Origin of the sequence: Pseudomonas sp. K8 (assembly GCF_014889455.1) — a bacterium.
Classification (GTDB): Bacteria; Pseudomonadota; Gammaproteobacteria; order Pseudomonadales; family Pseudomonadaceae; genus Aquipseudomonas; species Aquipseudomonas veronii.
Window position 1 is genome coordinate 14,415 of the sequence record NZ_VJWO01000039.1, and the last position, 18,749, is coordinate 33,163.

An 18,749-nucleotide genomic window follows, 5' to 3' on the forward strand; every position below is an offset into this window, starting at 1 on the left:
GGTAGCCGTCATGACCCAACCCGCACGCCGCCAACCCTTCGCCTTGAGTGTGTTGCTCGGTGCCATTCTGTTATCCGGCCAGGCCATGGCGGCCGTGACCGATCAGGAGATTCTCCAGGACCCGAAAAACCCGGGGCAGATCGTCACCAACGGTCTGGGCGTCCAAGGCCAGCGCTATAGCCCGCTCGATACCCTGAATGTGGACAACGTCAAGGACCTGCGCCCGGTCTGGGCGTTCTCCTTTGGCGGCGAGAAACAGCGCGGCCAGCAGGCACAGCCGATGATCAAGGACGGGGTGATGTACCTCACCGGGTCCTACTCGCGGGTGTTCGCGGTGGATGCACGCACCGGCAAGAAGCTCTGGCAGTACGATGCGCGTCTGCCCGATGACATCCGCCCGTGCTGTGACGTGATCAACCGCGGCGTGGCGCTGTACGGCGACCTGGTGTTCTTCGGCACCCTCGATGCCAAGCTGGTGGCCCTGAACAAAGACACCGGCAAAGTGGTGTGGAGCAAGAAAGTCGCCGACCACAAGGAAGGCTACTCGATCAGCGCCGCGCCCCTGGTGATCAACGGCAAGCTGATTACCGGCGTGGCCGGCGGCGAATTCGGCGTGGTGGGCAAGATCGAAGCCTACGACCCGAAAAACGGTGACCTGCTGTGGACCCGTCCGACTGTCGAAGGTCACATGGGCTACGTCTACAAGGACGGCAAGGCCGTGGAAAACGGCATTTCCGGCGGCGAGGCGGGCAAGACCTGGCCTGGCGACTTGTGGAAAACCGGCGGCGCGGCACCGTGGCTGGGCGGCTACTACGACCCGGAAACCAACTTGCTGCTGTTCGGCACCGGCAACCCGGCACCGTGGAACTCGCACTTGCGCCCTGGCGACAACCTCTACTCGTCCTCGCGTCTGGCGCTGAACCCGGATGACGGCACCATCAAGTGGCACTTCCAGACCACGCCCCATGACGGCTGGGACTACGACGGCGTGAACGAGCTGGTCTCCTTCAACTACACCGAAGGCGGCAAAGAGATCAAAGCGGCGGCCACCGCCGACCGTAACGGTTTCTTCTACGTGCTCGACCGCACCAACGGCAAGTTCATCCGCGGCTTCCCGTTCGTCGACAAGATCACCTGGGCCACCGGCCTGGATAAAGACGGTCGGCCGATCTACAACGAAGCCAGCCGCCCCGGCGCGCCAGGCAACGAAGCCAAGGGCACTTCGGTGTTCGTCGCACCGGCGTTCCTCGGCGCGAAAAACTGGATGCCGATGGCCTATAACCGCGACACCGGGTTGTTCTACGTGCCGTCCAACGAATGGGGCATGGACATGTGGAACGAAGGCATCACCTACAAAAAAGGTGCGGCGTTCCTCGGTGCGGGCTTCACCATCAAGCCGCTGAACGAAGACTACATCGGCGTGCTGCGCGCCATCGACCCGAAAACCGGCAAGGAAGTCTGGCGCCACAAGAACTTCGCGCCGCTGTGGGGCGGGGTCCTGACCACCAAGGGCAACCTGGTGTTCACCGGTACGCCGGAAGGCTTCCTGCAGGCGTTCAACGCCAAGACCGGCGAGAAGGTCTGGGAATTCCAGACCGGCTCCGGCGTGCTCGGCTCGCCTGTGACCTGGGAAATGGACGGCGAGCAGTACGTCTCGGTGCTCTCCGGCTGGGGCGGCGCGGTGCCGTTGTGGGGCGGTGAAGTGGCCAAGCGCATCAAGGACTTCAACCAGGGCGGCATGCTCTGGACCTTCAAATTGCCTAAAGAACTGGTCGCCAAACACTGAATCTACGACCAAATGACAAGAGCCCTCCTGCCAACGGCGCATTCGCCCGGCAGCGGGGGCTCTTTACTATCGGGTCATCGCCTGTTGACCGACAGGCCCGGACCCAGACAGAGGCTTTAACATGATCTACGCACAACCTGGCACCCCTGGCGCCATCGTCAGCTTCAAGTCACGCTACGGCAACTTCATCGGCGGCGAATTCGTTGCGCCGATCAGCGGTGAATACTTCACCAACACCTCGCCGGTGACCGGTGAAGTGATCGCCGAGTTCCCGCGTTCCAACGCCGCCGACATCGACAAGGCCCTCGACGCGGCCCACGCCGCCGCTGACGCCTGGGGCAAGACCTCGGCCCAGGATCGCGCCCTGGTGCTGCTGAAAATCGCCGACCGCATCGAACAGAACCTCGAAGTGCTGGCCGTCACCGAAAGCTGGGACAACGGCAAAGCCGTGCGTGAAACCCTCAACGCCGACGTGCCGCTGGCCGCCGACCACTTCCGTTGCTTCGCCGGCTGCATCCGCGCCCAGGAAGGCGGCGCCGCCGAGATCAACGAACACACCGCCGCCTACCACTTCCACGAGCCGCTGGGCGTGGTCGGGCAGATCATTCCGTGGAACTTCCCACTGCTGATGGCCGCCTGGAAACTCGCCCCGGCCCTGGCCGCCGGCAACTGCATCGTGCTCAAGCCGGCCGAGCAGACGCCGCTGTCGATCATGGTGTTTGCCGAACTGATCAACGACCTGCTGCCCGCGGGCGTGCTGAATATGGTCCAGGGCTTTGGCCGTGAAGCCGGCGAAGCGCTGGCCACCAGCAAGCGCATCGCCAAGATCGCCTTTACCGGCTCTACCCCAATCGGCGCGCACATCATGCATTGCGCGGCCGAGAACATCATTCCGTCGACCGTGGAGCTGGGCGGCAAGTCGCCGAACATCTTCTTCGAAGACATCATGAATGCAGAGCCGCAGTTCATCGAGAAAGCCGCCGAAGGCCTGGTGCTGGCGTTCTTCAACCAGGGCGAAGTGTGTACCTGCCCGTCGCGGGCGCTGGTGCAGGAGTCGATCTACGACGACTTCATGAAAGTGGTGATGAAAAAGATCGTCAAGATCAAGCGTGGCAACCCGCTGGACACCGAAACCATGGTCGGCGCCCAGGCGTCCGAGCAGCAATACGACAAGATCCTGTCCTACCTCAAAATCGCCCAGGAAGAGGGCGCCGAACTGCTCACCGGCGGCGCGGCCGAGCGTTTGGAGGGTGACCTGTCCAGCGGTTACTACATCCAGCCGACCCTGCTCAAGGGCCATAACAAAATGCGCGTGTTCCAGGAAGAAATCTTCGGCCCGGTGGTGGGTATCACCACCTTCAAGGACGAAGCCGAAGCCCTGGCCATTGCCAACGACAGCGAGTTCGGCCTGGGTGCCGGCCTGTGGACCCGCGACATCAACCGCGCCTACCGCATGGGCCGGGCGATCAAGGCCGGCCGCGTGTGGACCAACTGCTACCACCTGTACCCGGCGCACGCCGCGTTTGGCGGCTACAAAAAGTCCGGCGTGGGGCGTGAGAACCACAAGATGATGTTGGATCACTACCAACAGACCAAGAACCTGCTGGTGAGCTACGACATCAACCCCCTGGGCTTCTTCTAACCCCGACTTGAAATGCAACCCAATGTGGGAGGGGGCTTGCCCCCGATAGCGGTGGATCAGTCAGGCATGTCTTGGCTGACAAGCCGCCATCGGGGGCAAGCCCCCTCCCACATTTTGATCGGCGTACACCCGTTCCGGCACAACAAGAGGGCTTTGCCTGTTGGATCACTACCCGCAGACCAACCCCCTGGGCCTCTTCTAACCCCGACTTGAAATACAACCCAATGTGGGAGGGGGCAAGCCCCCTCCCACATTTTGATCGGCGTACACCCGTTCCGGCACAGCAAGAGGGCTTTGCCTGTTGGATCACTACCCACAGACCAACCCCCTGGGCTTCTTCTAACCCCGATTTGAAATACAACCCAATGTGGGAGGGGGCTTGCCCCCGATAGCGATGGCTCAGTCAGGTATGTATTGGCTGACACACTGCCATCGGGGGCAAGCCCCCTCCCACATTTTGATCGGCGTACACCCGTTCCGGCACAACAAGAGGGCTTTGCCTGTTGGACCACTACCTGCAGACCAACCCCCTGGGCCTCTTCTAACCCCGACTTGAAATACAACCCAATGTGGGAGGGGGCTTGCCCCCTCCCAGATTTTGATCGGCGTACACCCGTTCTGGCACAACAAGAGGGCTTTGCCTGTTGGATCACTACCCGCAGACCAACCCCCCGGGCTTCTTCTAACCCCGACTTGAAATACAACCAACTGTGGGAGGGGGCTTGCCCCCGATAGCGGTGGGTCAGTCATGCATGTCTTGGCTGACAAGCCGCCATCGGGGGCAAGCCCCCTCCCACATTTTGATCGGCGTACACCCGTTCCGGCACAGTAAGCGGGCTTTGCCTGTTGGATCACTACCTGCAGACTAACCCCCTGGGCTTCTTCTAACCCCGACTTGACATGCAACCAACTGTGGGAGGGGGCAAGCCCCCTCCCACATTTTTGATCGGTGTACATCTGCTACCAAGGCATGCTTCAGGCTCGTTCGAAAGTAGCATTCGCACCCCCATCCCCCCATGCATTAATGCCATTACCGGAATCTTCCGGCACAACAAGAGGATCGCCCCATGTGGACTAAACCCGCGTTTACCGACCTGCGTATCGGCTTTGAAGTGACCATGTACTTCGCCAGCCGCTGATTCACCCCCGGCCAGCCTCGCGCTGGCCGGGGTCGTTTGGGGAATGACTCTTTGGTCTGATTGCATTCGCGCGCGGATGGGTTAGTGTGGAGCGCATCTCTCAAAAATAATAAAAACAGGCTTTCCAATGAGCCCAAATCTCAGCCTTCTGCGTAAGTTCGTTTCGCCTGAAATCATCTTTGGTGCCGGCTGCCGGCACAACGTCGGTAATTACGCCAAGACCTTTGGTGCGCGCAAAGTGCTGGTGGTCAGCGACCCCGGTGTGATCGCCGCCGGCTGGGTCGCCGACGTGGAAGCCAGCCTGCAGGCCATCGGCATCGATTACTGCCTGTACAGCGGCGTCTCGCCCAACCCCCGCGTCGAAGAAGTCATGCTCGGTGCCGAAGTGTACCGCGACAACCATTGCGACGTGATCGTGGCCATCGGCGGCGGTAGCCCGATGGACTGCGGCAAGGCCATCGGCATCGTGGTCGCCCATGGGCGCAACATCCTCGAATTCGAAGGCGTGGACACCATTCGCGTGCCCAGCCCCCCGCTGATCCTGATCCCCACCACCGCCGGCACTTCGGCGGATGTCTCGCAGTTCGTGATCATTTCCAACCAGCAGGAGCGCATGAAGTTCTCCATCGTCAGCAAGGCGGTGGTGCCGGACGTGTCGCTGATCGACCCGGAAACCACGGCGAGCATGGACCCGTTCCTGTCCGCCTGCACCGGCATCGATGCGCTGGTGCATGCGATCGAGGCGTTCGTCTCCACCGGCCACGGCCCGCTGACCGACCCCCACGCGCTGGAAGCCATGCGCCTGATCAACGGCAACCTGGTGCAGATGATCGCCAACCCGGCGGACATCGCCCTGCGCGAGAAGATCATGCTCGGCAGCATGCAGGCGGGGCTGGCGTTCTCCAATGCGATCCTCGGCGCGGTGCATGCCATGTCCCACAGCCTCGGCGGCTTCCTCGACCTGCCTCACGGCCTGTGCAACGCGGTGCTGGTGGAGCATGTGGTGGCGTTCAACTACAACTCGGCGCCGGAGCGCTTCAAGGTGATTGCCGAGACGTTCGGCATCGACTGCCGCGGCCTGACTCATCCGCAGATCTGCGGGCGGCTGGTCGAGCATCTGATCGCGCTGAAGCGTGCCATCGGCTTCCACGAAACCCTCGGCCTGCACGGCGTGCGGGTGGCGGACATTCCGTTCCTGTCCCAGCATGCCATGCACGACCCGTGCATCCTCACCAACCCCCGCGAATCGAGCCAGCGTGACGTCGAGGTCGTCTATGGCGAAGCTCTCTGACGACCAGCAGCGCGCCCTGGCCGGGCTGCTGGGGTTGGGCGACCAGTCTGCGCGCAAGAGCCACTACCCGGAACTCACGGCCCGCCTCGATGAGCTGGAGGCCGAGCGCAACCGCTACATCCGCCTCAACGATGAGCTGGAGCAGCGGGTGGCGGCGCGCACCGATGAACTGCTCGAAGCCAACCGCAACCTGCAACAGCAGGTCGCCCAGCGCGAACAGGTCGAACAGGAGCTGCGCGACGCCCGCGACGCCGCCGAGGCCGCCAACCGCAGCAAGGACAAGTACCTCGCCGCCGCCAGCCATGACCTGTTGCAGCCGCTCAACGCCGCACGGCTGCTGATCGCCACCCTGCGCGAACGGTCGTTGCCGAGCGTCGAACAGGTGCTGGTGGAGCGCACGCACCAGGCCCTGGAAGGTGCCGAGGATTTGCTCACCGACTTGCTCGATATCTCGCGGCTCGACCAGGCAGCGGTCAAGCCGGACGTGGCGCTGTATCGCCTGGATGAGTTGTTTGCGCCGCTGGTCTCCGAATTCCAGTCCGTCGCCCTGGCCGCCGGACTGAATCTACGCGCACACACCGGCCATTACGCGATCCGGACCGACCTGCGCCTGGTGACGCGGATTTTGCGTAATTTCCTCAGCAACGCCTGCCGCTACACCGACGACGGCTGCATCCTGCTCGGCGCCCGTCGTCGCGGCGATCACCTGCGCCTGGAAGTGTGGGACACCGGGCGCGGCATCCCGGCCGACCGGCTCGACGCGATCTTCCTCGAATTCAACCAATTGGACGTCGGCCGCGCCTCGGACCGCAAGGGCGTGGGCCTGGGGCTGGCGATTGTCGAGCGGATCGCTGAGATCCTCGGTTACCCGGTGGCGGTGCGCTCGTGGCCGGGACGCGGGTCGATGTTCAGCCTCGAAGTGCCGATCAGCGAAGAAATGCCGTTGGCCATCAGCCAACTGCCCACGCAACCGACCACCGGCAACCCGCTGCCGGGGCGGCGTTTGCTGGTGCTGGACAACGAAGTCAGCATCCTCGAAAGCATGAGCGCGCTGCTCGGGCAGTGGGGCTGCGAGGTGGTCACGGCCACCGACCAGGCCGGCGCGTTGCTGGCGTTGCAGGGCAGGGCGCCGGAACTGATCCTGGCGGACTATCACCTGGACCACGGCGTGGTGGGCTGTGAGGTGGTCAAGTACCTGCGCGAGCATTTTGCCCAGACGATTCCCGCCGTGATCATCAGCGCCGACCGCACCGACCAGTGCCGGCGCATCCTGCGGCGGCTGGACGCACCGTTGTTGAACAAACCGGTCAAGCCCGGGAAGTTGCGGGCGGTGTTGAGTCAGTTATTGGCCTAGAGGTTTGATACCTGTCAACACCGCGTGCGGCATTTTGCGCCATGCTCCCAGCCTGATTTGACGCCGACGGAGACTCCCCCATGAGCGCCCCCGCAACAACCGCTGCATCATTCAAGTTGCCCTTGGGCCTGGTCGTCGCTGTACTGGTGATGGTCGGGGTGCTGCTGTTACCGCTGCCCGCGGATTTGCCGGTGGCCGGGCATCGCATGCTGGCGATCCTCGCGTTTGCGGTGGTGGTGTGGATCAGCGAGGCAGTGTCCTATGAGGCCAGCGCGATCATGATCACCTCGCTCATGGCGTTCTTGCTCGGCACCGCGCCGTCGCTGCAAGACCCCGCGCACCTGATCGGCTCCAGCCCGGCCATCGGCATGGCGCTGACCGGCTTCTCCAACCCGGCGCTGGCGCTGGTGGCGGGGGCGTTGTTCATCGCCGCCGCCATGACCCACACCGGCCTGGATCGGCGCATCGCCCTGGTCACGCTGACCCGGGTCGGCACCAGCACCCGCGGCATTCTGCTGGGGGCGATCGCGGTGACTATCCTCCTGAGCCTCGTCGTACCCAGCGCCACCGCGCGCAGTGCCTGCGTGGTGCCGATCATGATGGGCGTGGTGGCGGCGTTTGGCGTCGATAAACGCTCCAACATCGCCGCCGGCCTGATGATCGTGGTGGCCCAGGGCACTAGCATCTGGAACGTCGGCATCCAGACCGCCGCCGCGCAGAACCTGCTGACCGTTGGGTTCATGGACAAGATGCTCGGCCAGCGCGTGTCGTGGATCGACTGGTTGATTGCCGGCGCGCCATGGGCGCTGATCATGTCGGCGGTGTTGCTGTTCCTGGTGATCAAACTGCTGCCGCCGGAAAGCGACAGCATCCCCGGCGGCAAAGAAGCCGTGGCCCAGTCGCTGGTGGACATCGGCCCGATGACCGGCCCGCAAAAACGCCTGCTTGCCGTGTCGGTGCTGTTGCTGTTGGCGTGGGCTACCGAAGGGCGCCTGCACAATTTCGACACCACCTCGACCACCTACGCCGGGCTGGTGTTCCTGCTGTTGCCGGGGATCGGCGTGATGACCTGGAAGGATGTGCAGTCGCGGATTCCGTGGGGCACGGTGATTGTGTTCGGCGTCGGCATCAGCCTCGGCACGGCGTTGCTGACCACCCAGGCCGGGCAGTGGCTGGGTTCGCAAGTGGTGGCGCACACCGGGCTGGACCAGGTCGGGCCGCTGGGCGTGTTTGCCATCCTCGGGGCGTTTTTGATCGTGATCCACTTGGGGTTTGCCAGTGCGACGGCGTTGACCTCGGCGTTGTTGCCGATCCTGATTGCGGTGTTGCAGACCTTGCCGGGGGAGTTCAACCGGTTGGGGATGACCATGCTGTTGGGGTTTGTGGTGAGCTACGGGTTTATCCTGCCGATCAATGCGCCGCAGAACATGGTGTGCCTGGGGACCGGGACATTCACGGCGCGGCAGTTTGCCAAGGTGGGGGTGTTGGTGACGCTGATGGGTTACTTGTTGATGTTGGTGTTTGCGGCGACGTACTGGAGTTGGCTTGGCTGGATCTGATAGGGCGTGTGGTCTCCAATACACATGGGGTCGCCAATACAAAGGAGATCCAATGTGGGAGGGGGCTTGCCCCCGATGGCGGCCTCTGGGCTGACCAGCTTTTTGGGTTGAGTACATATCCATTGTTGCGGTCACGGCTGCTATGGGTTCCGCCCTTACGGCGGGTCACTTTGGAAAAGCCCCAAAGTAACCAAAGGGCTCTTGCCCCACCACTCGGTGCCTCGCCTAGGCTCGGCATGCCCTCACTCCCGCTTGAATCCGTGGGCCGCCGTCATGGGCCATCCCTGGCCCAGGACGGCTAACCCGGCGTCCTGCCGGGTTGCCCACGGATTCAAGCCTGCGTTCGGCCAGCGTGGTTTTACGGGGCGCCTAAGATCAAAAGCAAAAGCAAAAGCAAAAGCAAAAGCAAAAGCGAGGCTGCCTTATAGCCGACCTGATCCTGGAAGCCGAACCCAGTCAAAAATGTGGGAGGGGGCTTGCCCCCGATGGCGGTGGGTCAGTCATGCATGTAGTGGCTGACATATTGCTATCGGGGGCAAGCCCCCTCCCACAGTTGGAATGTATTTCAGGGTGAAATTGAGTTGGGTCGACTGGTTGTGTTCCAGCAGTTTCAGGCCCGGCCTGCCCGGCAAGTGATGGGCATTCACCGGATGGCTCACCGGCTCGATGCAGAAGAACCCCAACCCCGGCGGGCAGTACAGCAGGAAGTAATCGGCGCCCGTGGCCTGGCATTCCAGGGTGTAACCCAGCTCCGGCTGTTCGATCCGGCAATGCCCGTCCCATTGGCAAAAACCGTTGTCGACCAACGCTTGGGGCAATCCCTTGAGCTGTTGGAAATCCCAATCGGCGTGTACGGGTGCCAGCGCCGTCGGCAGCTTGGACGCATCACTCATCCACACTTGCCCAGCCTTGGCCTGCAACCGCGTACCCGCCCGGCGCGGGAAGTAAGGATGCAAGCCCAAACCGTGCCACGCGGCGGCTTCGGCCAGATGCGTCACGCTCAGCCCGATACTCAACACGCCGTTGCTCAACCCAAACCGCTGCTCGGCGCGATAGGCGAACGGCGTGGCGCATTCCAGCGCAAGCAGCACTTCATCCGCCGACTGGCTGACCACGCGCCACGCCTGTTGCCAGGCCGAACCGTGAATCGGCAGCGGATCGGTCGCGCTGTTGGGCGTGAGTGCCAGCCAGCCGGCCGGCGTATCGAAACCGCCGTTGGCAATGCGATTGGACCACGGCGCGAGGGGATAGCAGGCCAGTTTGCCGGGCAGGCCGGTGTCCAGCGCCGCTTGATCGCTAGGCCGCAGCAGGGGCTGGCCGCTGGCGCGCACGCGCCAGTTGACGATGCTGCCGCCGACGGCCGGGGCGAGGGTGAGGTGGGTCAGGTGATCTTCCAGTTCAATCAGCATCACAGCATCAGCCCTGGCAGCCACAGCGATAACGCCGGAATGTAAGTCACCGCGATCAGCACCAAAAACAGCACGCCATAGAACGGCAGCAGCGCCTTCACGGTGTTCTCGATACTCACCTTGCCCACCGCCGCCCCCACGAACAGCACCGCGCCGACCGGTGGAGTGATCAGGCCGATGCCGAGGTTGACCAGCATGATCATGCCGAAGTGAACCGGGTCGACGCCGATGCCGAGCACCACCGGCAGCAGGATCGGCGTGAGGATCAAAATCAGCGGCGCCATGTCCATCACCGTGCCGAGCAACAGCAGCATGGCGTTGATGCACATCAGGATCACGTAGCGGTTGTCCGACAGGGTCAGAAACAGCGTGGTGATCTTCGCCGGGATCTGCATCAGGGTCATGATGTAGCCGAAGCTGGCCGCGAAGGCGATCAGGATCATCACGATGGAAATGGTGCGTACCGTGCGGTGCATCAGCTTGGGCAGCTCGTTCCATTTGTAGTCGCGGTAGATGAACATGGTCACGAAGAATGCCCACAGCACCGCGATCGCAGCGGACTCGGTGGCGGTGAAGATGCCCGACAGGATGCCGCCGAGGATAATCACCATGGCCATCAGGCCCCACAGTGCGTCGGCGCAGATTTTCAGCGCTTGCTTGAGCGGGATGACTTCGCCCTTGGGGTAGTCGCGCTTCTTCGCGAAGATCAGGCACAGCACCATCAGGCACGCGCTCATCAGCAGGCCCGGGACCACGCCGGCCATGAACAGCGAGGCGATCGACACCGTACCGCCCGCCGCCAGGGAGTAGAGCACCGAGTTGTGGCTGGGCGGGGTCAACAGCGCCTGCACCGAACCGCTGATGGTCACCGCCGTGGCGAACTCCCGGGGGTAGCCACGGCGCTCCATTTCCGGGATCAGCACCGAGCCGACCGAGGCGGTGTCGGCCACCGAGGAGCCGGAGATCGCGCCGAAAAACGTCGAGGCCATGATGTTCACCAGGGACAAACCGCCGCGCACAAAACCCACCAGCACCCCGGCGAACGCCACCAGTCGCCGCGACATGCCGCCCTCGGCCATGATCGCGCCGGCCAGCACGAAGAACGGAATCGCCATCAGCGAAAACTTGTTCACCCCGCCAGCGATCTGAATCATCAGGGCCTGGTACGGAATGTCGATCCACCACGCGCCGATCAACGCCGACAGGCCCAGGGCATAGGCCACTGGCATGCCGATCAGGATCAAGCCGACAAAGCTGCCCAACAGAATCAATGCGTCCATATCAGGCAGCCCCTTCGCTTTCTTCAACCAGATCGAAGCGCACGACCCGTCGGTTGCTCTGGTCACCGAGCACGAGTTTTTCCACCACGAAGACCAGGGTCAGCAACCCGCCGATCGGGATCGGCATGTAGGTGATGCCCACGCGCAGGGTAGGGATGGCGCTCATGAACTGGTTCCAGGTGGACAGGCACAGCTTGCTGCCCCAAATGGTCATGAACAGGCAGATGGTGCCCATCAGCAGTTGCGAGAGGATGCCGACGACCTGGCGTTGGCGCGCAGGCAGGCGGTCAGTGACCATCGCCACCGACATATGCGCCCCGGCGCGGTAGCTGGCGGCGGCGCCGATAAAGGTGAACACCAGCATCAGCAGGATGGCGGTGGGCTCCGGCCAGCTGGAGCCGGTGCCGAGGATGTAGCGGGCGAAGATGCCCCAGGGGATGATCAGCGCGACCCCGAGGACCGAGAGGCCGGCGACCCAGATGCAGGTCATGTAGAGGCGGTCGTTGATGCGCAGCACTAGATTCTTCATGGCGTTCACCGTGACCGGGCGCGTCGATGCCGACCGCGCCGGGCCTTATGCGAGAGGCAGGGCGGGTTATTGAACGGCGTCGATGCGCGCGATGATATCGGCGTAAGGCGCGCCGTACTTGGCGCGAACCGCGGCGGTGGCGTCGTAGAAGGGCTGTTTGTCGACGCGGATGAACTCCACGCCGGCCGCCTTGAGTTTTTCCTCGCTGCTGGCGGATTTTTTATCCCACAGCACACGCTCATCGGCCTGGGCGGCCTTGGCGGCGTTTTTCACCATGAGCTGTTGCGCGGGGGTGAGCTTGTTCCAGGTGATTTTCGACATCACGATCGGCTCGGGCAGGATCAGGTGCTCGGTGAGGGTGTAGTACTTGGCGTTCTGAAAGTGGTTGTGTTCCAGCAGGGTGGGTGGGTTGTTCTCGGCACCGTCGATCACCCCGGTCTGCAAGGCACTGAAGATCTCGCCGGTGTCCATGGCGATACCGTTGGCACCCATGGCGTTGAAGGCATCGATGAACAGCGGGTTGCCCTGCACGCGAATCTTCATGCCCTTGAGGTCTTCGATCTTGCGCACCGGTTTTTTGCTGTAGAGGTTGCGCGTGCCGCCGTCCATCCAGGCCAGGGCGACCAGGCCGAATTCGGAGTCGGTGATCTTGGCGAGGATTTCATCGCCGATCTCGCCGTCGATGACTTTGCGCATATGCGCCTGGTCGCGGAACACGAATGGCAGGTTGAACACGTTCACGTCCGGCACCACCGGGCCGACGATGCCGAGGCTGACCCGGGTCATCTGGATCGCGCCGACCTGGGCTTGTTCGACGACTTCTTTTTCCGAACCCAGGACGCCCCCGGGGAAGTACTTGAAGGTCAGTTCGCCGTTGCTTTCTTGGGTGAGGGCCTTGCCCATGTTCTCTTCGGCCACGACGGTGGGGTAGCCGGCGGGGTGGATGTCGGCGAATTTGATTTCCAGCGCGTGGGCGGCGCTGCTGAGGGTGAAGATTGCGGCGGCGAGCAAGGTGCGTTTGAAGTCCATGAGCGGTCACTCCTGTCTTGTTATTGTTGTATTCAAGGCACAGCGATGCAGCTAGAGGGCGAAGCGGGGTTCGGGCAGTCCTGTCGTGCCGGGGTTGAGGGCGAATACGCCGCCGGACAGCGACTGCTCGCTCTGGTCGTCACGGATCGAGGTGACGAACAGGGTGTCCAGGCGACTGCCGCCAAAGGCGCACATGCTGGGTTTTTTCACCGGCACGCGCAGGGAGCGGTCCAGGCGACCGTCGGGGGTGAAGCGGTGGATCAGGCCGGCGTCGTTGGCGCAGATCCAGTAGCCGCCGTCGACATCCACGGCCGCGCCATCGGGGCGGCCTTGGTGTAGCTGCATGTCGACAAACACGCGGCGGTTGGACGGTGTGCCGGTGTCGGTGTCGTAGTCGAAGGCCCAGATCTGTTGCACCAGCGGGTGCGAGTCCGAGACATACATCGTGCGGCCATCGGGGCTGAAGGCCAGGCCATTGAGGGTGATAAAGCCGTCCAGTTGCGCATGCGCCGCCGCGCCCGACGCGTAACGGTAGAGGATGCCTGCGGGCGCATTTGCGCTCATGTCCCGCACCATGCTGCCGGCCCAGAACCGGCCCTGGCGATCGCAGCGCCCATCGTTCAGGCGCATGTCCGCGCGCGGGTGCGCGACCTCGGCCAGGGGCGTGGTGTCGAGGCTGCCGTCGTTGTGCGCGGTGAGCTGGAAAAAGCCGCTTTCCATCCCGGCGACCCAGTTGCCCGCATCGGTGCGGGCAATGCAGGCGAGCATCTGCGGGGCTTTCCACGCGTCGATATGGCCGGTGGCGGCGCTCCAGCGTTGCAGGCCGCCGTTGGGAATATCCACCCAGTACAGGGCGTTTTCTTCGGGCACCCACACCGGGCATTCGCCTACGGCGTTGCGGGCGTCGACAATCAATTCAGCGGTCATGGCAACTCACTCCCTTGGGTTAGTGTGACGTCAGTCACCGAACGGCCCGGCGGCGCAGAACGCACCGCCCTGGTAGACCTTGGCCGGGTCGTCGGCGGCCAGCGGCGGCTGGCGCTCGACCTGGGCGCGGAATACTTCGGAGCTGTCTTTGGGGGTGAAGCCCAGGTGCGCGGCGTAGCGGTTGTCCCACCAGGTGTCGAGGTTGGCCGACATGCCGTAGACCACGGTGTGGCCGACGTTCGGCGTGTACAGCGCGCGTTCGAGCAGTTGGGTCAGGTCATCGAAGCTCAGCCAGGTGTGCATCATCCGGCGGTTCTGCGGCTCGGGGAACGACGAGCCGATGCGGATGCTCACGGTCTCGATGCCGTAGCGGTCGAAGTAGAAGCTGGCCATGTCTTCGCCGTAGGACTTGGACAGCCCGTAGTAACTGTCCGGGCGACGCGGCGAGTGGGCGTCGAGGTGCTCGCCCTGTTGATAGAAGCCGATCACATGGTTGGAGCTGGCGAAAATCACGCGCTTGACGCCATGGCGGCGGGCGGCTTCGTAGATGTGAAAAATCCCGCAGATATTGGCGCCGAGGACTTCTTCGAACGAGCGCTCCACGGATACGCCACCGAAATGCAGGATGGCGTCGACGCCTTCGACCAGGTGATGTACCGCGTGTTTGTCGGACAGGTCGCAGGGCTGCACTTCTTCATTGGCGCCGGCGGGGGCCATGTCGACGATATCCGACAGGCGCAGCACCTGGGCATATGGCCGCAGGCGTTCGCGCAGCACTTTGCCCAAGCCGCCGGCGGCACCAGTGAGCAGCAGGCGGTTGAATGGAACGGGAGGCGTGGCGGTGGTGGTCATGGTGTGTTCCATTGTTGTTGTAAGTTGTCGTATGACTATGCCGAAGTATTGTTAGAGAGTCCCCGCTTGTCAATGTGGGAGGGGGCTTGCCCCGATGGCTGTGGGTCAGTCACAGAGACATTGCCTGATACACCGTCATCGGGAGCAAGCCCCCTCCCACAATGGATGTGCCCGGGTTTTAGATCTTTAAAGCAACGAAATCGGGTAGCTGACGAAGACCCGGTTCTCATCGAACTCGTTATTGCTGAAGTCCCGGCGCATGGTCGAATTGCGCCAGCGCACGTTGAGGTTCTTCAAGACACCGCTCTGCACCGTGTAGGCCAGTTCCGATTCGCGGCCCCATTCCTTGCCATCGGTGATCGTGCCGGTGTGGACGTTACTGCCGCTGATGTAGCGGTTCATCAGGGTCAGGCCCGGAACGCCGAGCGCCGCGAAGTTGAAGTCGTGGCGCAGTTGCCAGGATTTCTCCTTGGCGTTGTCGTAGCTGGCGTTGTAGCTGTCGTTGGCCAGGGTGCCGCCGCTGGTGCCGTTGACCCGCATCCATGCGCTGTCGCCGCTGAGTTTCTGCAGGCCGACGTAGAAGGTGTTAGCGCCGTATTTGGCCGAGAACAGGGCGAATGCGGTTTTGTTGTCGAGGTCGCCGGCCAGGGCGCTGCCGTCTTCCTTGCCGTTGAAGAAGCCGAGGTTGGCGCCCAGGGTCCAGTCGCCCAGCGGCTGGCTGTGGGTCAGGTTGAGGTACTGCTGTTGGTAGATGTCGGTCAGTTCGGCGTACCACAGGCCGACCTGGGTGCGCTTGTCGTTGAAGGTGTATTCGGCGCCGCCGAAGTTGAAGCGGTCTGAGGTGAAGGCGGCTTTGCCGTTCATGAACATGTCTTCCATGCTCGCATCGTTGCGCGGGCTGTTGCCGCGAAACTGCCCGCCGTAGAGGGTCAGGCCGGCGATTTCATTGGAGGTGACCTGGCCGCCCTGGAAGGTTTGCGGCAGGGAACGGCCATCGTCGGAACGCAAAATCGGCAGCACGGGCATCCATTCGCCGACTTTCAGTTCGGTCTTCGACAGCTTGGTTTTCAGCGCCACGCCCAGGCGCCCGAAGTTGTCAGCGGGGCGACCGTCGTCGTGAACCGGCAGCAACTGGGTGCCGGCGGTACCTTTGCCGCCGTCGAGCTTTTGCGAGTACAGGCCCAGCACATCAATCCCGAAGCCCACGGTGCCCTGGGTGTAGCCGGATTTGGCGTCGAGGATGAAGTTCTGCGTCCACTCTTGGGCCTTGGCCTGGGGGTTGGACGGGTTGGTGAAATTGCGGTTGAAGTAGGCGTTGCGTAAGTTGAGCGTGGCCTTGGCGTCGTCGACAAACCCTTCGGCCTGGGCGATGAGGGGCAGGGTGAAAGCCAGGCTGCCGAGGCCGATAAGGCCGAGATGCGAGGAGGAATTGCGGGCGGATGGACGCACAGTGACGCTCCCTTGGGTTTGTTGTTTTTATTATTTGTTATACGTCGTCGTACAACATAAGGGTGATATTTGCGGGGTTTTTGTGGCTTGTCAATCAGAAGTTATACGATGACCAGGCTTCGCTGAGCAAAAGCGGCCGTGGTTCAGTGTGGGAGTTGGATCGTGTCGACTATGGATTCAGCCGGCCATCGCCATCGGGGGCAGCGTGCCGAGGAGGGAGACGGCGGCTACCGCTGAAATACCTAGTAACCATTCAGCCGTCACACTGGCCTTCAAGGTCTCCAGTCGTTGTTCGCAGCGCTCGATACGCAAGCGGTTCAGCAGCGCCAGGGCCAACATGCCCAGCACCAGCATCACCTTGATCAGCAGAATCAGGGCGAAACCGTTGAACAGCGGGGTGGGCCACAGTTGCCCGGTCAATACACGCACGTTGATCAAGCCGGTGACCAGCAAGCCGGCGACCAGGCCATAACCCGCGCCGCTGAAACGCCGCAGAATCGGCTCCAGCCCATGACGCTGCGGTTGGCGCAGGATCAATACCAACAGCAGCAGACCGCCAAGCCAGGCGCCCACGCATGCCAGGTGGACGACCTGATTGAGGATCAGCAACTGGCCGCTGAGCCCGTTGAGCATGGCGCCGTGACCGACCGGGGCCAGGGTCGCCAGCAGCAGGCCGATCAAGGGCAGGCGCAACGCCGACCAGGGTTTGATCAAGGCGATCAACAGCAGCACGTTGAGCAGCAGATGCCAGAGCCACACTTGGCCGAAAAAGGTCTTGCCCAGCACCAATTGCACAGTGGCCGGTTGCAGTGCGGCGTCCCAACTGCCGGCCATGCTGACCGTGATCAGCAGCAACCAGGCCACGCCGGAGCCGAGCCCGAGCCAGGCCAGTGCTCGGCTGATTCGCAGCACTTGCCGGTCCAGCGCCGGCTGCGGTGCATTGCCCATCAGCCAGGGCCTGAATACACAGGCCCCGAACATCAACAAGACGACGATGAAATGCAGGAAACGGCACAGCACCAGCAGCGTCGCCATAGGTTATTGGCCGACCTTGAAGCTGTATTCGCCGTTGCTCTTGTGGGTGTCGACCGAGACCGCGTTCCACACCACTTTGTAGGTGCCGGCTGCCAGAGGCGCGGCGGGCGTCACCACCAGGGTTTTCTTGTCGGCATCCGGCGTTGCCAGGCCCTTGATTGCGATTTCGGTGCCGTCCTTGCTCAGGGAAACCTTGGAAAAGGTCGCCTCCACGCCTTCGCTGAAGGTCAGGCGCACATCGTTCGGTGCGGCGACGCTGCTGTCTGCCGCAGGCGTCGCGCTCTTGAGGTGAGCATGGGCAAACGCCGCCGAAGCGCCCAGCAGCGAGGCCAGCAGAGCGACGGTGGTCAGGGTTTTCTTGATCAACATTGAGCAATACCAATCAAAGGATAGGACGGGCAGTGTACGAAGTTTCGGCTCCTCCTGTCGCCCCGATCTAGAGCGGGTGGTAGTCTTTCCGTTATGTCTTTGTCAGGGAGCCCTTATGGGCAAGCACAAGATCGGAATTCGTCGGGTCAACGTCGAAAAAATCCTGCTGGCGGCGGAAAAAATCTTCGCCGAGAAGGGCTATGGCAGCACCGCCATGGCCGATATTGCCGCCGAAGTGCAATTGCCGCGTTCCAACCTGCATTACTACTTCACCACCAAGAGCGAGCTGTACAGCGCGGTGCTGTTCGATCTGTTGGAAGTGTGGAAGCAGGATGCCCTGAGCTTCGAAACCTTCGATGACCCGCGAGTGGTGCTCAGCAGCTACATCCGCGCCAAGATGCAACGCTCGCGCACGCGGCCGTATGGGTCGAAAGTCTGGGCCAACGAAATCATCCACGGCGCGCCGACGCTCGGTGAGGCGCTGGATGAAAGCCTGTACGACTGGGCCAAGATGAAGGAAGCGAAGATTCGCCAATGGGTGGAAGACAAACGCATCCTGCCGGTCGAGCCGGCGAGCCTGCTGTATATGATCTGGGCCTCGACCCAGCACTACGCCGACTTTGATCATCAGGTGAAGATTCTGAACGATCACCAGCCGTTGTCGGATATGCAGTTCGAGAGGGCGATTCAGACGGTGACCAGTGTGATTTTGCGCGGGATTGGGTTGGAGCCTTGAGGCTTGAGGCTTGTGGTGAGGCTGAGGGCCTCATCGGGGGCAAGCCCCCTCCCACAATGAACTGCATTTTGTCTGAAAGAATGCGGTCAACTGTTTGAGCCTTGAGCCTTGAGCCTTGAGCCTTGAGGCTTGTGGTGAGGCTGAGGGCCTCATCGGGGGCAAGCCCCCTCCCACATTGACTGCATTTGTCTGAAAGAATGCGGTCAACTGTTTGAGGCTTGAGGCTTGAGGCTTGAGGCTTGAGGCTTGTGGTGAGGCTGAGGGCCTCATCGGGGGCAAGCCCCCTCCCACATTGACTGCATTTTGTCTGAAAGAATGCGGTCAACTGTTTGAGCCTTGAGTTTTGTGGTGAGGCTGAGGGCC

Annotated in this window: 16 protein-coding genes; 7 read left to right on the forward strand and 9 right to left on the reverse strand. The window is 62.5% G+C overall.

Features of this window, described 5'->3' with window-relative positions:
• Positions 1-10: 10 nt before the first annotated feature.
• From INT12_RS22500 to INT12_RS22525, 6 genes are all read left to right on the forward strand, one after another.
• Complete coding sequence (locus tag INT12_RS22500; protein WP_017847477.1) at positions 11-1,786, forward strand: PQQ-dependent methanol/ethanol family dehydrogenase; 1,776 nt, start codon at positions 11-13, stop codon at positions 1,784-1,786.
• 121 nt (positions 1,787-1,907) lie between these two features.
• A complete protein-coding gene (locus INT12_RS22505) occupies positions 1,908-3,428 on the forward strand; it encodes an aldehyde dehydrogenase family protein (RefSeq protein WP_193059021.1) in 1,521 nt (506 codons plus the stop codon).
• Between the two features lie 1,067 nt (positions 3,429-4,495).
• Positions 4,496-4,567: a pyrroloquinoline quinone precursor peptide PqqA gene (gene pqqA, locus INT12_RS22510; RefSeq protein ID WP_010209364.1), complete on the forward strand. Its 72-nt coding sequence runs from the start codon at positions 4,496-4,498 to the stop codon at positions 4,565-4,567.
• Positions 4,568-4,694: 127 nt separating this feature from the next.
• Positions 4,695-5,858 (forward strand): alcohol dehydrogenase-like regulatory protein ErcA, encoded by a 1,164-nt coding sequence (ercA, locus tag INT12_RS22515; RefSeq protein WP_193039818.1) that lies wholly within the window; start codon positions 4,695-4,697, stop codon positions 5,856-5,858.
• Positions 5,842-7,212 (forward strand): hybrid sensor histidine kinase/response regulator, encoded by a 1,371-nt coding sequence (locus INT12_RS22520; protein WP_017847474.1) that lies wholly within the window; start codon positions 5,842-5,844, stop codon positions 7,210-7,212. Before ercA ends, INT12_RS22520 begins: the two co-directional genes overlap by 17 nt.
• Positions 7,213-7,292: 80 nt before the next feature.
• A complete protein-coding gene (locus INT12_RS22525; protein WP_017847473.1) occupies positions 7,293-8,771 on the forward strand; it encodes a DASS family sodium-coupled anion symporter in 1,479 nt (492 codons plus the stop codon).
• A 500-nt stretch (positions 8,772-9,271) separates the two neighbouring features.
• Here the strand turns inward: INT12_RS22525 and INT12_RS22530 are convergent, their stop codons facing one another.
• The 9 genes from INT12_RS22530 to copC all read right to left on the reverse strand — a co-directional run bounded on the left by INT12_RS22530 (position 9,272) and on the right by copC (position 17,650).
• Complete coding sequence (locus tag INT12_RS22530) at positions 9,272-10,180, reverse strand: aldose 1-epimerase (protein ID WP_193039817.1); 909 nt, start codon at positions 10,178-10,180, stop codon at positions 9,272-9,274.
• Positions 10,180-11,460, reverse strand: coding sequence for a TRAP transporter large permease (locus INT12_RS22535; protein ID WP_193039816.1), 1,281 nt, complete (start codon positions 11,458-11,460; stop codon positions 10,180-10,182). The genes INT12_RS22530 and INT12_RS22535 overlap by 1 nt, the downstream gene beginning before the upstream one ends.
• A gap of 1 nt (position 11,461) precedes the next feature.
• Positions 11,462-11,989, reverse strand: a complete 528-nt coding sequence (locus INT12_RS22540; RefSeq protein WP_046382821.1) for a TRAP transporter small permease — start codon at positions 11,987-11,989, stop codon at positions 11,462-11,464.
• Positions 11,990-12,055: 66 nt separating this feature from the next.
• The gene (locus INT12_RS22545; protein ID WP_193039815.1) at positions 12,056-13,018 is read right to left on the reverse strand and encodes a TRAP transporter substrate-binding protein; all 963 of its coding nucleotides are present in this window, start codon (positions 13,016-13,018) and stop codon (positions 12,056-12,058) included.
• 51 nt (positions 13,019-13,069) lie between these two features.
• On the reverse strand, positions 13,070-13,945 hold the full coding sequence (locus INT12_RS22550; RefSeq protein ID WP_017847468.1) for an SMP-30/gluconolactonase/LRE family protein: 876 nt from the start codon (positions 13,943-13,945) through the stop codon (positions 13,070-13,072).
• 30 nt (positions 13,946-13,975) lie between these two features.
• Complete coding sequence (locus tag INT12_RS22555; protein WP_193039813.1) at positions 13,976-14,797, reverse strand: NAD-dependent epimerase/dehydratase family protein; 822 nt, start codon at positions 14,795-14,797, stop codon at positions 13,976-13,978.
• A 186-nt stretch (positions 14,798-14,983) separates the two neighbouring features.
• Entirely contained in the window at positions 14,984-16,246 is a 1,263-nt protein-coding gene (locus tag INT12_RS22560) for an OprD family porin (protein ID WP_046485642.1), read from the reverse strand.
• A 177-nt stretch (positions 16,247-16,423) separates the two neighbouring features.
• A complete protein-coding gene (gene copD / locus INT12_RS22565) occupies positions 16,424-17,281 on the reverse strand; it encodes a copper homeostasis membrane protein CopD (RefSeq protein ID WP_193039812.1) in 858 nt (285 codons plus the stop codon).
• Between the two features lie 3 nt (positions 17,282-17,284).
• The gene (copC, locus tag INT12_RS22570) at positions 17,285-17,650 is read right to left on the reverse strand and encodes a copper homeostasis periplasmic binding protein CopC (protein ID WP_017847464.1); all 366 of its coding nucleotides are present in this window, start codon (positions 17,648-17,650) and stop codon (positions 17,285-17,287) included.
• Positions 17,651-17,765: 115 nt separating this feature from the next.
• Here copC and INT12_RS22575 point away from each other — a divergent pair, with 115 nt between their 5' ends.
• Entirely contained in the window at positions 17,766-18,386 is a 621-nt protein-coding gene (locus tag INT12_RS22575; RefSeq protein WP_017847463.1) for a TetR/AcrR family transcriptional regulator, read from the forward strand.
• The last annotated feature ends 363 nt before the right edge of the window (positions 18,387-18,749 follow it).

Excerpts from the sequence above, each read along its gene's own strand:
- copD (WP_193039812.1), bottom strand. The coding sequence starts at position 17,281 with ATGGCGACGCTGCTGGTGCTGTGCCGTTTCCTGCATTTCATCGTCGTC.
- INT12_RS22525 (WP_017847473.1), top strand. The coding sequence starts at position 7,293 with ATGAGCGCCCCCGCAACAACCGCTGCATCATTCAAGTTGCCCTTGGGC.
- INT12_RS22500 (WP_017847477.1), top strand. The coding sequence starts at position 11 with ATGACCCAACCCGCACGCCGCCAACCCTTCGCCTTGAGTGTGTTGCTC.
- INT12_RS22520 (WP_017847474.1), top strand. The coding sequence starts at position 5,842 with ATGGCGAAGCTCTCTGACGACCAGCAGCGCGCCCTGGCCGGGCTGCTG.
- INT12_RS22540 (WP_046382821.1), bottom strand. The coding sequence starts at position 11,989 with ATGAAGAATCTAGTGCTGCGCATCAACGACCGCCTCTACATGACCTGC.
- INT12_RS22505 (WP_193059021.1), top strand. The coding sequence starts at position 1,908 with ATGATCTACGCACAACCTGGCACCCCTGGCGCCATCGTCAGCTTCAAG.
- ercA (WP_193039818.1), top strand. The coding sequence starts at position 4,695 with ATGAGCCCAAATCTCAGCCTTCTGCGTAAGTTCGTTTCGCCTGAAATC.
- INT12_RS22555 (WP_193039813.1), bottom strand. The coding sequence starts at position 14,797 with ATGACCACCACCGCCACGCCTCCCGTTCCATTCAACCGCCTGCTGCTC.
- copC (WP_017847464.1), bottom strand. The coding sequence starts at position 17,650 with ATGTTGATCAAGAAAACCCTGACCACCGTCGCTCTGCTGGCCTCGCTG.
- INT12_RS22530 (WP_193039817.1), bottom strand. The coding sequence starts at position 10,180 with ATGCTGATTGAACTGGAAGATCACCTGACCCACCTCACCCTCGCCCCG.
- INT12_RS22550 (WP_017847468.1), bottom strand. The coding sequence starts at position 13,945 with ATGACCGCTGAATTGATTGTCGACGCCCGCAACGCCGTAGGCGAATGC.
- INT12_RS22545 (WP_193039815.1), bottom strand. The coding sequence starts at position 13,018 with ATGGACTTCAAACGCACCTTGCTCGCCGCCGCAATCTTCACCCTCAGC.
- INT12_RS22575 (WP_017847463.1), top strand. The coding sequence starts at position 17,766 with ATGGGCAAGCACAAGATCGGAATTCGTCGGGTCAACGTCGAAAAAATC.
- INT12_RS22535 (WP_193039816.1), bottom strand. The coding sequence starts at position 11,460 with ATGGACGCATTGATTCTGTTGGGCAGCTTTGTCGGCTTGATCCTGATC.